Origin of the sequence: Paenibacillus sp. CFBP13512, assembly GCF_005233705.1 — a bacterium.
Taxonomy (GTDB): Bacteria; Bacillota; Bacilli; order Paenibacillales; family Paenibacillaceae; genus Saccharibacillus; species Saccharibacillus nuruki.
The window spans coordinates 1-16,875 of the sequence record NZ_QGAD01000004.1; the positions used below are offsets into that span (position 1 = coordinate 1).

13 protein-coding genes and 1 pseudogene are annotated in these 16,875 nt (G+C 36.8%); 9 read left to right on the forward strand and 5 right to left on the reverse strand.

The features are described 5' to 3' along the window. Positions 1-211 precede the first annotated feature (211 nt). Positions 212-1,666, forward strand: coding sequence for a cardiolipin synthase (cls, locus tag PaeCFBP13512_RS06500; protein WP_137222051.1), 1,455 nt, complete (start codon positions 212-214; stop codon positions 1,664-1,666). A gap of 99 nt (positions 1,667-1,765) precedes the next feature. On the opposite strand, the gene PaeCFBP13512_RS06505 is transcribed toward cls, so the two are convergent. Both PaeCFBP13512_RS06505 and PaeCFBP13512_RS06510 read right to left on the reverse strand, forming a co-directional pair. After that, the gene (locus tag PaeCFBP13512_RS06505; RefSeq protein ID WP_137222053.1) at positions 1,766-2,083 is read right to left on the reverse strand and encodes a hypothetical protein; all 318 of its coding nucleotides are present in this window, start codon (positions 2,081-2,083) and stop codon (positions 1,766-1,768) included. A gap of 82 nt (positions 2,084-2,165) precedes the next feature. Beyond that, positions 2,166-2,576 carry an Lrp/AsnC family transcriptional regulator gene (locus PaeCFBP13512_RS06510; RefSeq protein WP_069326129.1) on the reverse strand — a complete coding sequence of 137 codons (411 nt, stop codon included), beginning with the start codon at positions 2,574-2,576 and terminating at the stop codon, positions 2,166-2,168. A gap of 117 nt (positions 2,577-2,693) precedes the next feature. Between PaeCFBP13512_RS06510 and PaeCFBP13512_RS06515 the strand changes: the two genes are divergently transcribed. Genes PaeCFBP13512_RS06515 through PaeCFBP13512_RS06525 form a run of 3 tightly spaced genes read left to right on the forward strand, consistent with a single transcriptional unit; the run spans position 2,694 to position 5,301 of the window. After that, positions 2,694-3,461 (forward strand): MBL fold metallo-hydrolase, encoded by a 768-nt coding sequence (locus tag PaeCFBP13512_RS06515; protein WP_137222055.1) that lies wholly within the window; start codon positions 2,694-2,696, stop codon positions 3,459-3,461. A gap of 27 nt (positions 3,462-3,488) precedes the next feature. Next, positions 3,489-4,700 (forward strand): MFS transporter, encoded by a 1,212-nt coding sequence (locus PaeCFBP13512_RS06520; protein ID WP_342671972.1) that lies wholly within the window; start codon positions 3,489-3,491, stop codon positions 4,698-4,700. Between the two features lie 28 nt (positions 4,701-4,728). Continuing rightward, on the forward strand, positions 4,729-5,301 hold the full coding sequence (locus PaeCFBP13512_RS06525) for a GNAT family N-acetyltransferase (protein ID WP_137222059.1): 573 nt from the start codon (positions 4,729-4,731) through the stop codon (positions 5,299-5,301). A gap of 112 nt (positions 5,302-5,413) precedes the next feature. On the opposite strand, the gene PaeCFBP13512_RS06530 is transcribed toward PaeCFBP13512_RS06525, so the two are convergent. Next, positions 5,414-6,190: a sporulation protein gene (locus PaeCFBP13512_RS06530; protein ID WP_137222061.1), complete on the reverse strand. Its 777-nt coding sequence runs from the start codon at positions 6,188-6,190 to the stop codon at positions 5,414-5,416. 432 nt (positions 6,191-6,622) lie between these two features. On the opposite strand from PaeCFBP13512_RS06530, the gene PaeCFBP13512_RS06535 reads away from it, so the two are divergent. From PaeCFBP13512_RS06535 to PaeCFBP13512_RS23185, 3 genes are all read left to right on the forward strand, one after another. Continuing rightward, a complete protein-coding gene (locus PaeCFBP13512_RS06535) occupies positions 6,623-8,311 on the forward strand; it encodes a methyl-accepting chemotaxis protein (RefSeq protein ID WP_137222063.1) in 1,689 nt (562 codons plus the stop codon). Positions 8,312-8,502: 191 nt separating this feature from the next. Continuing rightward, positions 8,503-8,949 (forward strand): NucA/NucB deoxyribonuclease domain-containing protein, encoded by a 447-nt coding sequence (locus tag PaeCFBP13512_RS06540; protein WP_069326124.1) that lies wholly within the window; start codon positions 8,503-8,505, stop codon positions 8,947-8,949. Positions 8,950-9,003: 54 nt separating this feature from the next. Beyond that, positions 9,004-9,162: a hypothetical protein gene (locus PaeCFBP13512_RS23185; RefSeq protein WP_161594229.1), complete on the forward strand. Its 159-nt coding sequence runs from the start codon at positions 9,004-9,006 to the stop codon at positions 9,160-9,162. 117 nt (positions 9,163-9,279) lie between these two features. Here the strand turns inward: PaeCFBP13512_RS23185 and PaeCFBP13512_RS23635 are convergent. Further along, positions 9,280-11,115, reverse strand: a pseudogene (locus tag PaeCFBP13512_RS23635) (glycine betaine ABC transporter substrate-binding protein). Next, positions 11,108-12,310: a quaternary amine ABC transporter ATP-binding protein gene (locus PaeCFBP13512_RS06555; protein WP_069326122.1), complete on the reverse strand. Its 1,203-nt coding sequence runs from the start codon at positions 12,308-12,310 to the stop codon at positions 11,108-11,110. The pseudogene PaeCFBP13512_RS23635 and the gene PaeCFBP13512_RS06555 overlap by 8 nt, the downstream one beginning before the upstream one ends. A 334-nt stretch (positions 12,311-12,644) precedes the next feature. Between PaeCFBP13512_RS06555 and PaeCFBP13512_RS06560 the strand changes: the two genes are divergently transcribed. Beyond that, a complete protein-coding gene (locus PaeCFBP13512_RS06560) occupies positions 12,645-13,199 on the forward strand; it encodes a GbsR/MarR family transcriptional regulator (RefSeq protein WP_137222065.1) in 555 nt (184 codons plus the stop codon). A gap of 338 nt (positions 13,200-13,537) precedes the next feature. Then, positions 13,538-16,768: a S8 family serine peptidase gene (locus tag PaeCFBP13512_RS23565; protein WP_137222067.1), complete on the forward strand. Its 3,231-nt coding sequence runs from the start codon at positions 13,538-13,540 to the stop codon at positions 16,766-16,768. The last annotated feature ends 107 nt before the right edge of the window (positions 16,769-16,875 follow it).

Below are 16,875 nucleotides of genomic sequence, written 5' to 3' on the forward strand. Positions count from 1 at the left end.
TTTAATAATTAATGATTTGTAAGTTTTTAGAGATTATAATAGTAATGAAAAGCGCTATATCATTTAACATAAGCATTTAACAAGTATGTAAAAAATGAATATCCATTTGTGATTGATGACTTGAAGCTTTAAACTAACTATATTGAGCTACATATTAGTATAAAGACGTGTTATTCAGTTAATAGATGAATTTAGAAGAAGGGACATACATATGGAATACGGAAATGTAGTCACATTGATCGTTTCGATCGTTACCGTTATTAATATTGCTTTGTCGATCGGATTTCTGTTTTTTGAAAAAAGAGATGCAGGGTATACTTGGGCATGGTTGATGATTCTCTTTTTTATTCCGATTGTTGGTTTTCTGGTGTATATCTTTCTAGGACGTAATCTTAAAAAGAAAAATTTCTACGGGCTTTCTGCGGAAGAACGAGGATTTGTACAATCTGAGGTCGATAAGCAGTTACTTACATTACAAGATACACAGTCACAGGAATTTCTGATACCATCCAAATATGATGAATTAGTCACGCTGAATCTTAGATCAACCAATGCTTTATTATCGAATGACAATGAGATCGTTATTTTCGATGATGGTCATGTTAAGTTCGATGCTTTGCTTCAAGATATTCAAGCAGCTACGGAAGAAATTAATATCCAATATTATATTATTCAACCTGATACGCTGGGCAGAAGGCTAAGAGATGCTTTAACTCAAAAAGCTCAAGAAGGCGTGAAAGTAAGATTACTTTATGATGAAGTAGGTTCTAAAAAAATCTCAGGTTCCTTTTTTAAAGAATTACAGTTAGCTGGTGGAGAAGTAGAAGTATTTTTCCCTTCCTTTTTCAAATTAATCAATTTCCGCATCAATAACAGAAATCACCGCAAGCTTTGCATTATTGATGGAACGATTGCTTATATTGGTGGGTTTAATGTAGGTGATGAATATCTTGGATTAAATAAAAAATTCGGTTATTGGAGAGATACCCATTTTAGAATAGAAGGCGATTCAGTCAATCATATTCAGGGCAGATTTATTCTGGATTGGCATCAAGCTCGCAAAGAACAAAAAGAAGATTATCATGAATTTGAGTACCGTTCTGCAAAGCATCATGGTAACAGTATGATCCAGATCGTTTCCAGTGGGCCTAATTCGGAGACAGAACATCTTAAAAATATGTATATTAAGATGATTTTATCGGCTAAAAAGAATGTCTATATTCAGACTCCGTATTTTATTCCAGATGCCAGCTTTATGGATGCGTGTAAGATTGCTCTGATCTCAGGAATTGATCTACAAATTATGATCCCTAATAAACCGGATCATCCGTTTGTCTATTGGGCAACATGGGCACATGTAGGGACATTGCTGGATTATGGAGCCAAAGTTCTTTTGTATGAAAAAGGCTTTTTGCATGCCAAAACGATTGTAGTAGATGAAGAAGTAGCTTCTGTGGGAACAATGAATATTGATTCTCGTAGCTTTAGACTGAACTTTGAGATTAATGCTATCGTGTATGATGAGCAGATTGCCAAGCAACTTCACGATCTATTTGATCAAGACAGTCTAGTCAGTAGTGAACTTACACTAGAACGTTACCAGAGTCGATCATGGATTATTAAGTTTAAAGAAGGCATTTCCAGATTGCTGTCGCCTATTCTTTGATCGGAGAAAAGTATGTTCTTAATTAGTTGAAATAAATATAATAAAAGACGATCTGCACAATACATGCAAATCGTCTTTTTGTTATATCCATGTCTCGCTTTAAATAGATCGTATCGTTTCTACCAATGTAGAACAATTAGATGGAAGAGCAATTTCAGGAATCGTTGCAGCATACGTAAAGTGAATCTGATGAGTTTCAAAGATTAGTCTAGCGGTCTCATTTAAATAATAAATATATTTATAAGGAGAATCTTCTTCATCGTGATGAGTTGAGCAATACAGTAAAACTTTGTCTGGATTGGTAGTGGGGTGAACTGATTCTATCCCCTCCAGGTGTTCTTTTTGGATCAACTGATTCAACGTCTCTTGAATATAACTAGAATATTTCTCTTCTCTAACCATATAAAATTTAGACATGCTATCAGCTCCTTTCATAATATAACCATTCTAGATAAACTTACAGATTCCTTTTGCATATACTCACTTCTTTAGACACATTTTATTTATTAATAATGATAGATAATGTGTAATTGACATGCTCATTTAATCGAATCAGAAATTCATTTAATTCCTCGTTAGAAGGAAATTTACATTCCAGAATGTAACAGCTATCTCCGCTAATTTTATAGTTATGAATCACGTAGGATTCTTGTGTTTTTAGGAAAGAAAGATAAGGTTGATGATGGGTACTTTTGGTAAAGATATTGATCATAGCATGAACAAAATACCCCATTTTTATTTGATTAATATTGATCGTATAGTCTTCAATAATTCCACTATTTTCTAATTTTTCTACTCGTGCTGAAGCGGCAGGCCCACTTAAATGTATTTTTTCTCCTAACTCTTTCATCGAGATTCGGCTGTTCTTCGAAAGCTCTTCTAGGATTTGCCTATCTGTATTATCTAACATTTGTTCAAATCCCTTCATTAATAAAGTTAAACGGTAAAAACACTTTATTTATACCATGTATTTGCAATGTTTCAATAGTATACACTGTATGTAAATCAAACAAAAGGAGTTACACACATGAATATACAGCAAATCCGAAGTGCAACATTGATCATCCAGTATGCAGGCAAAAAGTTTTTGGTAGATCCATTTTTAGCTGAAAAAGGTACGTATCCTCCTTTCTCAAATTCAGCAAGACAAGATCAAAATAATCCGTTGGAAAGTTTGCCTATTCCTATGAATGAAATTATCGACCATATCGATGCGGTGATTGTAACTCATTTGCATTTAGATCATTGGGATGATGTAGCCAAAGAAGTCTTGCCCAAAAACGTAAAACTGTTTACTCAAAACGAAGAAGATGCAAAAGAAATTCAAAGTGCAGGATTTCAAAATGTAGAGATTTTGCAAGCAGATACATTGTTTGAAGGGATTCAATTGATCAAGACAACAGGGGAGCATGGCAGAGGAGATCTAGTCAGTCTTATGGGACATGTATCTGGAGTAGTCTTTAAGCATCCAGAGGAGCAAACATTATATGTAGCTGGCGATACTGTATGGTATCAGAGTGTTCAAGACACGATTCACACGCATCAGCCAGAAGTAATTGTAGTGAATGCAGGCGCTAATCAATTTCTAGAGGGTGGTCCAATTATTATGGACAAAGAGGACGTATATCAAGTTCATCAAGCGGCAACTACTGCAACAATCATTTCTGTTCATATGGAATCGGCTAATCACTGGGGATTGTCTAAAAAAGAATTGAAACAATTTGCAGTTGAAAAACAGTTTTCTTCTCAATTGTTAATACCGGATAATGGAGAATCATATCCATTTTTAAAATAAGAAAGTATAAGAAATAGAGGAAACAAAATGATGAAAACAGCACAACCGAAATTATGGACAAAAGATTTCATCATTCTCTCTTTAGTCAATTTTTTCTTGATCTTTATTTACCTGTTATTAAATGCCACGATTGCTCTTTATGTGCTAAGAGAATTTGATGCGACTACGGGACAAGCAGGTCTGGCAGCAGGAATTTTTATTATTGGTGCACTGACAGGACGTATTTTTACAGGATCACTTATGAAAAGACTCCAATATAAACGACTATTGGTGGCTGGACTTATATTCTTTGCCTTAACGATTCTTCTGTATCTGGTGAATTACGGACTTTCTTTTTTCATTATTAGCCGATTTTTTAATGGCATTGCATTAGGAATCACGACAACTGTGATTGGAACGCTTGTGGTGCTTACGATACCGACATCTAAACGAGGTGAAGGTATTGGCTATTTTGCTGTTAGTACAGCAGTAGCAACTGGTCTAGGCCCATTTGTCGGTCTATATATGGCTCAACATACTGGATTTTATATGATTTTTATCGTGTGTCTACTATTAGCGATCGTAAGCATTATCATTGGATTTTTCGTCCGTATTCCTGAAATGAAAAAAGTAGACGTGGTAGAAGAAAAGGGTAAAGGTATTAAACTTTCAGAGTATATTGAACCGAAAGCACTGCCGATCAGCTTCATCGTTCTGATTATGACTTTTTGCTTTTCTAGTGTTTTGTCCTATATCAATTTATATGCTATTGAGCTGAATTTAATAGATACTGCTAGTTTCTTCTTTATTGTGTATACAGTTACTGTTTTGATTTCCCGTCCATTTACCGGGCGATTGATGGATAGCATCGGGGCTAATTATATTATGTATCCTGCTTTTATTATTTTCGGTATTGGAATGGTTCTTTTGGGTACTGCACATAGTGCATTAACTCTTTTAATTGCAGCAGGGTTGATTGGTCTTGGCTTTGGGAATATTTCTTCGATCAGTCAGACGATAGCTGTAACCGTGGCTCCTCCTCATCGTATGGGACTGGCTAGCGCTACATTTTTCATTTTTTATGATATTGGAAATGGATTTGGGCCTTCACTTTTGGGACTTGTTATTCCCATTACTGGATATCCCACTATATATATGATTTTAGGAGTAGCTGTTATCGCAACATCTGTTCTTTATTATGTATTGTATGGAAAGAAAGAAAAAGCTAATCGGTATATCCTTAATAAAAAAACAGGTTAACAATCGAATATAGTAAGGAATTGATGATATGAGTCTGAGAGTAGAATCACTAAAGAAACATCCGCAACAAATCAATAAAGTCAAAGAATTATATTTAGATTCGTTCCCTGCAAACGAGCGGATACCGATCAACCTTTTACTGTGGAAAGCTAAAAGAGATTTTGTAGACTTTCTTATTATGTATGATGATGATGTATTTGTAGGATTTACGTACTTGATCACTCGTAAAGACTTAACGTATGTCTTATATATAGCTATAGACAACAATATTAGATCCAAAGGGTATGGAAGCCGTGCACTTACTCTAATTAAAGAAAAGTACCCGAACAATCGGATAATACTTAATATAGAATTTGTGGATGAGATGGCTAATAACTATGAGCAACGGTTAACGAGAAGGAAGTTCTATGTTCGTAATGGTTTTGAAGATTCAACTTTGATTTATCAAGATCGTTGGGGTCTATACGAAGTTCTGATTTATAGAGGTCAGGTGGATAAAGAAGAATTTTATGATTTACTAAAAAGATTTGCAGGTACTTTACTATTTTCAGTATTCAAACCTCATATCACTTCATCAAAAGCATTAAAAGTTATAAAGTGAAAAAAGGATGATCTACACCTGTTAGCGTAGATCATCCTTTTTGATCTCTATTGCGTATACATTGTTAGCTATTTCAGAAAAATATGGAAAGAATATTTACTTCTTATACAAATTAACGACTTTGTTGAATAATTAGATTTTCTAATTGATCAGCAATATGTTCTACACCACGATTTAAGTCACTGTTGCTAAGTTCTAACCACGCATGACGCTCATCCATATCGAAAGCTTGAGCAAATAATCCACCTAGACCCCGTCCACGGCGATCGACTTCAACCAGAACTTGAAGACCATGAGGTTCTAAGCGCATCACTAATTCCAACTCTGTAATCCGATTGCTGAATTCACGACCTGGTGTAAATTCGAATTCTTGAACAAATGGAACACCGTAACGTGAACGGGACAAATATTCAACAGATGAGCTATGGAAATGGAATCCTAGTAATTCAGCCGCTTGAAGTACTGTTTCCATGTAAGGATGTGGATGCACTGTAATATAGTCGTGATCGGTAGGGTCAAGGCTCATACCAATATCCAATCCGGTATGCAACCATACTTTTTGACGATCCAAAGTGATCGGCGTTTGCGAAGGTAATATAAAGGAGAACGGAATTTCTAACTTTTGTCCTTTTTTGACAACCATTTCATCAGATACTTTGTATTGAGCCATCGCATACTGTACATGTTCTTTTTTCTCATCGTGTTCACGAATATACTCAGTCATCACTTTAATATAGATATTACCGACTTCTTGATCAACGTTGCCTCCTTGAATATGAACGACTCCGTTCATATCTTCATTAGGATAATACTCGGTACGTTCTAAGATGGTATCAATTTTGGCTGCGCCTACTCCTACGCGAGCAAGCATTTTGTTAAAGAATGACATTGGACATTTCCCCTTTTGGATGATGAGTAACTTATTTAGATATGAACATATACGGAAGAAATATATATTACGTTTCTTATTTCTATACTATTTTTATCGACAATTTTTGTGTAAAAGGTGATTTCTTGTATAGTCTGACTATATCTTTTTGTTTCATAATTTATAAATATAGGTATTAAGATATAGAACTAAAGTTTAATTGTTAAATAAAAAGGAGAAATGAAGTATACATATGTAATCTGTAAACGCTTATACATCTACTCATAAACTACATTTTTAGCACTAAATAAAATAATATGTCGATTTTTATCGAAAATAGGTACAAGTGCTCATAAAACATATGATAGATAACCCGATAATCTTATTATTAGCATTTCCTGAATTTGTAATTTTAAATTGTGAACAATAGATATGAAAGTAGAGTGATAAAAAATGAACATTAAACAGAAATTGTCAGGCGTATTTTCAATCATGATATTTATAGTTTTGCTTGTAGGTGCTATTGGAGGATATGAAGTTCATGTAGCTAGCAAAAATTATCAAAATTTACTTAATGACAGGGTTCAGACCATACTAGGGATTAAAGATCTAAGATACTTGGCAGGCGATCAGACCAAATATTTAAGAGGATACTTACTTACAGGCGATACGAATCAACTGGATATGTTCAAGCAGAATAAGGAGAAATTGATTGCTGGTATCGTTACGATGCAACAGAAGCTAGCCGATGATTCTACAACGATTAACATGTTACAAGAATTATCTGATCTAGAAACTCAATATGGCGGTATTACCGATCAACTGATTACGTACAAAGAACAAAATAATGTGGTTGCTTATACTAAAATGGTCCAAGAGCAATGTGTACCGATGGCATTATCTTTAGCAGACAAAGCGCAACAGATGGAAGAATACCATTCTAATCTATTAAAAGAAGCACAAGCTGAAACCAATAGTGATGCTAATGTAACGCTCTATACATTGATGGTTGTTAGTGTTATTGCTGTTATTATAGGGATAGTCATTGCATACTTTGTGATTCGCATGTTCTCCAAACCTATTGCTCTTGTAGCTGAAGGTGCCAAAGAAATTGCACAGGGGAATTTAACGATTGAGGATCTTCAGATTTCAAGCAAAGACGAATTGGGTCAAATGGCTAATTCATTTAATGAAATGAAGAATAATTTACGTGGTTTGATGCAAGTGATTGGTTCAAGTGCAGAACAAATGGCAGCCGCTTCTGAAGAATTAACAGCAACTTCGGAAGAATCAGTGAAAACAGCTGATGAAGCTACGATTACGGTCAAAGGCATTTCATCTTCAGCAGGACTTCAATTACAACAAGTGATGGACAACCAACAATTGTTAGAAAAAAATACAGATAATATTTATCGTATAGTTGAATCAGTGGCATTAGTTGCAGATTCTTCAAGCAAAGCATTAAGTGATGTTGAACATGGAGAAAGCAATGTAGAACAAACAGTGCTACAAATGAAAAATGTAGATCAGACCGTACAAGCGACAGCAACAGCATTGTATGAGTTAGCAGAACAGTCTAAAGAAATCGCTACGATTGTACAAGTGATTCGTGATATTGCAGGACAGACTAATCTTCTTTCTCTTAATGCTTCTATTGAAGCTGCTCGTGCAGGTGAACATGGACTTGGATTCGCTGTTGTAGCAAGTGAAGTGAAAAAATTATCTGAATATTCTAATGATTCTGCTAGACAGATCAATGACAAAATCGAAGATATTATTCAAAGAACGTCACATGCTGTAACCAAAATGGAAGAAGGCGCCAAAGAAGTACAAAGCGGTACCAAAGCAGTACAGCAAATGGGAGAAATTTTCCATAATGTACACAGTGCAATCCAGTTGGTAACAGAGCAAGTGAAAGAAGTTTCTACTGCTTCGAATCAAATTTCATCCGGTTCATCCAAAATTTTGGATTCTGAACGTCAAATTGCAGGTCTTTCTCAACAAATCACTTCAGATTCAAAAGAAGCGACTCAAGCATCTACTATTCAGTTAGAGTCTATGCGCGAAATCTCGAATGCTGCTGAATCATTAAGTCATTTATCAATGGATTTGCAGACAGAAGTTTCGAAATTCCGTGTGTAAGTCAAATCTTCATTCATTCGTCTGATTGAATTCTATACAAAATTCTTCTATATAGAGGATGAGCTGATGATTTCCGGTTCGTCTTTTGTATAGAAGAATTTTGTATTTTTTTGTATATTGAAACGTCTGTTCCTATTTAGGGAGACAGCAGGTTATAATAAAGAATGAGTACGATAGGAGGAACTTAATCGATGTCTTCTAAAAAAATATGGGGATTTGTGGTTACTGCTATTCTAGCAGGGGTTATTTATCTAGTGAATGGACAAGTGGATCTTGGCAATATATTGAATCCCAATCAAGCGTCTAATGGACAAGCCGATTATACCCTTGTTGTGCCTGCTGATCGCTATCCCAAAACAGCCGCTCATATCAAAGACGCGATCGCAGAAGGACATTCTGCGATCTGTACCATAGACCGTGGAGGCGCCAAAGCGAATAGACAGTTATCTTTACGAGGAATAGCTACCAAAAAAGGCTATGATCGAGATGAGTGGCCGATGGCGATGTGTCAAGAAGGTGGAGAAGGGGCAGATATCCGTTATATCAAACCTTCAGATAATCGAGGCGCAGGTTCATGGATAGGTAACCAATTAGACAATTATTCGGATGGCACAAGGGTATTATTTGAGGTAAAATAAGATAAGGATTGATTAAAAATTCGTTATTGAAAATTTATAAAGGAGGAATACCTGATGGGAACTTCTATTTTGCCGGCTGTGTTGCCTTTATTTATGGAATTTAATGCACACACACCTTACATTTTATTGTATGCAGTAATGATAGTGGTAGCATGTATTGCTTTTGGATTGTGGGTTAAAAAACTTAACGATACCAAAGATGATCCAGAATAAGCTTTAACTTATGTATACTGCTATAGTTAGGCATTAAAAAAGCTATCTTTGAAATCACTGACGATTTCAAAGATAGCTTTTTTTGTATTTCTATTTAAATTCTATGAAAGATAAAGATTATTTAGTAGCTGCTTGAGGCTGCAAATCTTGAATCGAATCCACATTTACATATTTAGGAACAACAAGTCCTACTTTAACACCGGTCATACTAGGGCCGAGGTCATCCAGTTTGGCTTTGTATTTTTCCCAATAGTCAGCATGGGTAAGTGGTAACCAAGCTGCTACGGTAGCATCTGCATCGCCATTAGCCACACCGGTAAACATAGGGCCTGCTTCTACTTGCAAAGCAGTTACTTTGTAACCGAGTTGAGTTTCTAAAATGTATTTTATTAGGTTCGTACTGGCAATTTCAGAATCCCACGCTACATAGCTTAATGTAAGTGTGTTGCCATTTACTTTTTTCAAGCCTTTGGTCCATTCAGCAACACGGTCAGGATGAGCTTCAGCCCAATCTTTAGCCGCTACAGCAGAATCAGTACCCGCTTGAATAGCTACCATCATTTCGCCCATTTCATCAGAAGACCATTCAAAACGGTCTAAAAATTGATAAGCGGTTGGATCGTCTTTTTGTAATCCTTTACGAGCAAGCGTATGAATTTCTTCAGCATCTCCGTAAGATTTCTTCGGATCTTCTAAATATTTAAGATCGTATTTACTGAACATCCAGTGTGGTGTCCAACCTGTAATGATAATAGGTTCTTCATTTTTGATTGCTTTATCCAGTGTTGCTGTCATCGCTGCACTAGAACCTTCAACCAATGTCCAGTCTGTTAATTTATAATCTTCGATAGCTTTGCGTGTAGCTTTCATTATGCCTGCGCCTGCATCGATACCGATAATCTGGTAACCGACTTGATCGCCAATAGCATCAGAGCTATTGGTTGTTTTACTGCCCGGGAACGATGGAAATGGTTGACGGTTCGGGTTACAGGCAGAAATGATCATGATCAATATAATACAGGAGAAAAGCAGCAAGTTTTTATGCTTTTTCATGCGTATAATTCGCCCCTTTAATCAATATTTTCAAATGTTGCTAGAGTATACAGTTAGTTACTATTAAGCGCGTTGTTTGCGTCCACCTTTGAATAAGCTCTGAGAAAGACGGTCAAGTACAATAGCAAGAACAACAACAGCTAGACCTGCTTCGAAACCTTCACCAATTTTGAGCTGTCCAACGGCACGATATACAACAGCACCGATACCTTGTGCACCAATCATAGATGCGATAACAACCATAGATAGAGATAACATAATCGTTTGGTTAATACCTGCCATAATCGTTGGTAGAGCAAGTGGTAATTGAACTTTAAATAATTTCTGTCCACCGGTTGACCCAAATGCGTCAGCCGCTTCAACTAATTCTTCCGATACTTGTCTAATTCCCAAATGGGTTAAACGAATTGTTGGTGGAATAGCGAAAATAACAGATGCGACTACACCAGGTACAACACCTAGACTGAAGAAAGTTACAGCCGGTAATAAGTATACAAATGCTGGCATGGTCTGCATAAAATCAAGTAATGGTGTAATAATTTGTGCAGCTAATTTGCTAGAACCACACATAATACCGAGTGGAACACCGATCAAGATTGAGATTAGAGCAGAAGTGATAACAAGACCTAATGTGTTCATGGTTTCTGTCCAATATCCCAAGTTGTAGATTAATAAAAATCCAAGTGCTGAGAATATGGCGAGCGACCATCTATTCGCGATATACCCGAGAATACCGATAATAATGACGAATAAGAATGGGTGTGGCAACATAAAGAAATACGTAAAAATATCGACGACATAACTGATGATGTTAGATACGCCTTTGAAAAATCCTGCCCAGTGCAGGCTCAGCCAATCTACTAACGTTTGTATCCATTGTGCTAAAGGAATCTTAGGCATACTCATTCACCTCTCCATTATCTACTTCGCCGGCAAGTGCACCGAGTAATGCTCCACGGATCAATACACCTGTTAAGCGATCACGTTCATCTACAACAGCAACAGGCAATTTAGCTGTGCTGACTAATTCAAATAGTTCATTCAACATACGTTCTGGTTCTACTTGAGGCACATCACGAATTAAGATGTCTTCAAGTTTTTGTTGTGTTTTCATTGCGGTAACAGCATCTTCTGCGGTAATAATACCGAGTAGTTTTTTGGAACGATCAATAACGAATAGATTAGATACACCGCGTTCACGCATCAATTCAAGCGCTACACGAGGTCCACGATCCAATGTGATCGTCTCAGGTCTGCGCATCACATGAGCAGCAGTTAATACTTTAGACAAATCAACATCTTCTACAAAGCGTGCAACATAAGAGTTAGCAGGCTGGATCATGATTTCTTCCGGTGTACCGATTTGGACAACAGCACCATCTTTCATCAGTGCAATACGATCACCGATACGAAGAGCTTCATCTAGATCATGCGTAATAAAGATGATTGTTTTTTTCATTTTATCTTGTAATTCAAGCAATTCATCTTGCATATCACGGCGAATCAGTGGATCAAGTGCACTAAATGCTTCATCCATTAAAAGAACTTCAGGATCATTCGCTAGAGCGCGTGCTAGACCGACACGTTGTTGCATACCACCACTAAGTTCGTCAGGCATTTTCGTTTCCCAGCCTTTAAGACCTACTAACTCAAGCGACGTTTCTGCTTTGGTACGACGTTCAGCTTTAGCCACTTTTTGAATCTCAAGTCCGTACTCCACATTTTCGAGAACACTACGATGAGGGAATAGAGCGAATTTTTGAAAGACCATACTGATTGTTTTGCGACGCACATTGCGAAGTTGTTCTTTATTCATTTTGCGAAGATCTTTACCATTGACTAGAATTTCACCAGAGGTAGGTTCGATCAGGCGATTGAACATACGTACTAATGTAGATTTACCACTACCAGACAATCCCATGATTACGAAGATTTCGCCTTCTTCAATCTCCATATTGACACGATTGACACCAACAGTAATCTGTTTTTCTTTAGCCATTTTTTCTTTTGTCCAACCTTGATCCAATAATTTTGCATTTTGTTCTGCGTTTGGACCGAACAACTTACTTACATTTTTGATTTCTAAAATAGACACTATTTGTCACCCCTTTTATATAGTAGGAAGATAAAGATGAAAAACATTATACTTACAGAAAATAAATGATTATTTTCATCATTTGCAAACCGACGAGATTCATTGTAACAAATATAAGTTTGCAAATCAACCGTAAAACCCGTATATTTAGTATGTACAGAAAAAACTGTACAGAAAGTTTATAAGGAATACTTTAATATACGCTCATATTCTCAGTCATACTATTCATTTTGAGACTTTACTTTTGAGATTATCTTTTTTAAAATGATTTAAGAAAACATAATATCCAGATCATAAAGAATAAACTGTATATATAGAATAGGAGTGTGCAAGCATGAGCTTGGACCAATTAAATGAATCACAGCAAGAGGCAGTAGAAAAAGTAAGAAAACGTGTTATCGAAGTCATCGGACGTAATATGGATCTATATGGAGTAACATTATCTACAGGACATTTATATGGAATGTTGTTTTTTGCAGACAAACCTATGACTTTAGATGATATGGGTACTGAAATGGCGATGAGTAAAACAAGCATGAGTACAGGTATCCGTAATTTGCTAGATTTACGTATGGTTAATAAAGTCTGGGAAAAAGGGTCACGTAAAGACTTATATGAAGTCGAATATGACTGGTATCAGACATTTACTGATTTTTTCGCTATCAAATGGCGCAAATCGGTTGAAAGTAATATTTTAGTGTTACGCAAATCGGTCAAAGAAATCGATAAATTGATTGTTGATCTCGATAGTGAGTCACCAGCGACCCAAGTATTGATGAAAGATAAAGAGAAAATGGAAGAAGCAGTACGTTATTATATGTGGTTAGATCGTCTGATTGATCTTATGGAAGAAGGACAAATTTTCGATTTTGTACCTAAAGAAGAATAGAATCGTACCCTATAAAATAGAACCACTTTCGCCTGTCATAAGGTAGAAGTGGTTTTTTGTTCCAATAAAAGTAATAACTATTTCATTTCACCATAATATGATTATTAAAAGCGTATATTTTAATTATAACTATCAAAATAGGATAAATAGTTCTATATTGGGTCTAGTCGATCACTACATCTTAATGATAATATAGCTTTGTATTACAAAATTAGCATAATGAACAGTGAAGTATTCTGTATTTATGAAGTCGTCATTATGTATTACTTATGTATGTCAAACGATTGTAAGAGAAAGAAAACGATTTGAATTTTAGTCATCGAAAAGAGGGATATCATTTGAATAAAATCAAAGCTATGCGTACATGTTCTATGATCACATTAACAGCCTTGCTTACAGTAAGTACCTTGTTATCGCCAAATCGTTCTTTTGCTGCTGAAGAAGGTACCATCACATCTCCTTATGAATTAACATCAACAGCGAATGCATCATTATTACATTCATCTGCGAATACAGCTCCTATCATTTCACGGCATATCAATCTCAAATCCAGCCAAATCATTCGAGTGATTGTCCAGCTTAATAATGAACCTGTTGCAGTGGGGCGATATGAAGCAGACCAAGCAGTACAAGGATTCACCACTCAATCGGTAGAAGATTCGCAAGTGATGGCTTCTACAGCAACAACGATAGATTCACAACAGTCTACTTTTACCAATGCCGCCAAAGCTAAAGGGATTAAGATGACAGTGAATTATCGTTATAACACTGTACTCAATGGGATGGAGATTTCGATACCTGCCAATCAAATTTCGACTTTGGCTGAGATTCCGGGTATCAAATCTATTTATGAAAATAATAATTATTATACGATTCCTGTACAGGAACCAGCTACACTCACTGCAACCAGTGCTACATATGATGCTTCACCACTTAACCTAATCGGTGCTCCGATGGCCTGGCAAAAAGGGTTAACTGGTAAAGGTGTTAAAGTCGGAGTGATCGATACTGGGATAGATTATGAACACCCAGATTTGAAAGGCGCTTATAAAGGGGGTTATGATTCTGTTCACCATGATAATGACCCTTATGAAGATCCACCGTTATCTGTACAAGATGATCCTCAAGGATTGGGATTTGCAGGAACATCTCATGGTACCCATGTATCCGGTACAATCGTAGGGCAAGCGGCGAATAAAACAAGCGAAATTGCACAAAAAGGAGTCGCTTATGATGCAGAACTTCATGTCTACAAAGTATTAGGACGTGACTCGCAGACAGGGCGTTCTACAGGTACGACAGCGCAAATTATTGACGGTATCGAACATGCAGTTAAAGATGGTATGGATGTTATTAATTTATCGTTAGGAACAGACGCAGACAAAGATGTGAATTCACCAGATGTGATTGCTATTAATAATGCTGTATTAAGCGGTGTTGTGGTGGTGGTTGCGAACGGAAATGCAGCCGCTTCAGGCTCATACTATTATTCTCTAGGTTCTCCAGCTACTTCGCCATTGGCGATTTCAGTAGGAGCTTCAACTGTTCCGGGTACTCAATATCAAGCATCGGTTACAGCTTCTGTGTATGATGCTGATTCGGTGAGTCAAGATACGTATGCACAAAGTTATCCGTTACAGGCAATCGCATGGCGCACCCAGCAAGATGATTTTGCTCAATATTTGGGAAATACGTTGTATCAAGGAGTATATGTAGGCTTAGGATTGGATGATGATTATAAAGGCAAAGATGTACAAAATAAAGTGGTATTGATCTCACGTGGAGGTTCTAAATTCACAGATAAAATAACCCTTGCCAAATCTAAAGGAGCCAAAGCGGTTATTATTTTCAATGGAGATGCTCAAATCAATGATTCTACTCAAGCTGACTTATCCGAACATATAGCAGGGCGAGATGGAAATATTGGAAGCGGAGCTTATATTGGAGATGGTTATCCTTATATTCCAAGCTTTGATATGGCGGGTGAAGCAGGACGTGCCTTAGCAAGAAAAGCTATACAATCTCCTACAACGCCATTAACATTTACATTCGGAAAGCAATATCTCAAAACATCTTCTATTGGAGATACTATCGCTGATTTTAGTTCCCGTGGACCGAATCAAGATGGATTGCTCGGGATCAAGCCTGATTTTGTGGCTCCAGGAACGAATATTGAATCAACATTCCCGGCATATGGCAAATTAATTAAAAATGCTTCGTATAAAGAAGCTTATTTACGACAAAATGGAACGAGCATGGCTAGTCCTCATGTGGCTGGTCTAGCCGCTTTGTTAAAACAAGAGCATCCTGATTGGACTCCATTTGATATTCGGGCGATTCTAGCGAATACAGCCAAGCCGCTTAAAGATGAAAAAGGAACTTTATATGACGTCTATTCTCAAGGAAGTGGACGTGTAAATGTAATCGATGCTGTCTATTCACCAGCTGTGCTTGAAACCGTAGAACCGATTACAATTTTGGATAAAGAATTGAAAAAGAAAACAGTGACCAACTATGGTTCTTCTGCTGCTTTTGGCGTAGTTGCGGCAGGTGGAGCAGAACAGTCCAAAACATTGCAAATTAAAAATACATCGACCACGAGTATACAATATCAAGCGACTGTACACATGAATCCAAGCCTGACATCAGATCCTTATCAACCTGTAGCAACACCAGATGTAAGTCATATTGCAGCACGGTTAAAAGGAGTAAATCCAGACGGCTCTATTCTGGTTAGTGGGCAATCGACTAAATCGTTTGCTTTAGCTGTTCAACCCGATGCTACTGCTGTAACAGGAGATTATGAAGGCGATGTGGTATTAACAGCTAATGGTTATCCTACATTGCATCTACCATTCGTTCTCCATGTAGGAACCAATCTTCCTGATGCTGGATTAGGACTACAAGAAGTGACATTGAGTGATCGGGACATTCGTTTAGATGGAAAAAAAGATGCTATAGATATTGGTTTTCACTTAACAGCTACCGATTCCAATGTCATGGAATTAAATGTGTATGATATGAATGATGTTGCTCAAGGAACACTAGCACAAGTCGTTCAACCAGTTACTGATGAGGGATACCCGTTATTTAAGCCAGGGTATTATAACTTTAATGATATTGATAATGTCGTGATGGTATCTGACAATAACGGAACTTCTCTCAAAGCACTCCCGCCGGGACAATACAAATTAGAACTGGCTGTATATCATGTGAATCCGCAGGGGGTGACAGATCCTAACTCTGTTCATCCTGCATACACCTCTTATCGCATTACAGGTAAGGAGAAAGATCGAATTCATACCGCCGCAAAACCGTTCCATTATATTTTGGATGGACAAAATAAGATCGGTAAACCCGTGATTGCACTAAACGATACAGAACGGATCACCTACAAAGTATTATCTACAAGTGATGCCAAATATGTAGATAACACTGGAACACTTTTGAAGTATCCCGCTTCTGGTTCACGTATCGTAAAATTAAATATTCAGATTCGTTCAGTAGCAGATCCTACTGTCCAGACAACGGTCAAAGCATTAGTCAAAATTAAAGCACCTGCAAAATAATGAAAAAATATCGATCTAAATAGTAAACAAAAAAGAACCTTTCACAATAGATACTATCCAACCTTCGGGTAAGGTAGTTCTATAGGAGAGGTTCTTTTTTATTCCAT

Excerpts from the sequence above, each read along its gene's own strand:
- cls (WP_137222051.1), top strand. The coding sequence starts at position 212 with ATGGAATACGGAAATGTAGTCACATTGATCGTTTCGATCGTTACCGTT.
- PaeCFBP13512_RS06560 (WP_137222065.1), top strand. The coding sequence starts at position 12,645 with ATGAGCTTGGACCAATTAAATGAATCACAGCAAGAGGCAGTAGAAAAA.
- PaeCFBP13512_RS06530 (WP_137222061.1), bottom strand. The coding sequence starts at position 6,190 with ATGTCATTCTTTAACAAAATGCTTGCTCGCGTAGGAGTAGGCGCAGCC.
- PaeCFBP13512_RS06540 (WP_069326124.1), top strand. The coding sequence starts at position 8,503 with ATGTCTTCTAAAAAAATATGGGGATTTGTGGTTACTGCTATTCTAGCA.
- PaeCFBP13512_RS06510 (WP_069326129.1), bottom strand. The coding sequence starts at position 2,576 with ATGTTAGATAATACAGATAGGCAAATCCTAGAAGAGCTTTCGAAGAAC.
- PaeCFBP13512_RS06505 (WP_137222053.1), bottom strand. The coding sequence starts at position 2,083 with ATGTCTAAATTTTATATGGTTAGAGAAGAGAAATATTCTAGTTATATT.
- PaeCFBP13512_RS06520 (WP_342671972.1), top strand. The coding sequence starts at position 3,489 with ATGATGAAAACAGCACAACCGAAATTATGGACAAAAGATTTCATCATT.
- PaeCFBP13512_RS06525 (WP_137222059.1), top strand. The coding sequence starts at position 4,729 with ATGAGTCTGAGAGTAGAATCACTAAAGAAACATCCGCAACAAATCAAT.
- PaeCFBP13512_RS06535 (WP_137222063.1), top strand. The coding sequence starts at position 6,623 with ATGAACATTAAACAGAAATTGTCAGGCGTATTTTCAATCATGATATTT.
- PaeCFBP13512_RS23185 (WP_161594229.1), top strand. The coding sequence starts at position 9,004 with ATGGGAACTTCTATTTTGCCGGCTGTGTTGCCTTTATTTATGGAATTT.
- PaeCFBP13512_RS06515 (WP_137222055.1), top strand. The coding sequence starts at position 2,694 with ATGAATATACAGCAAATCCGAAGTGCAACATTGATCATCCAGTATGCA.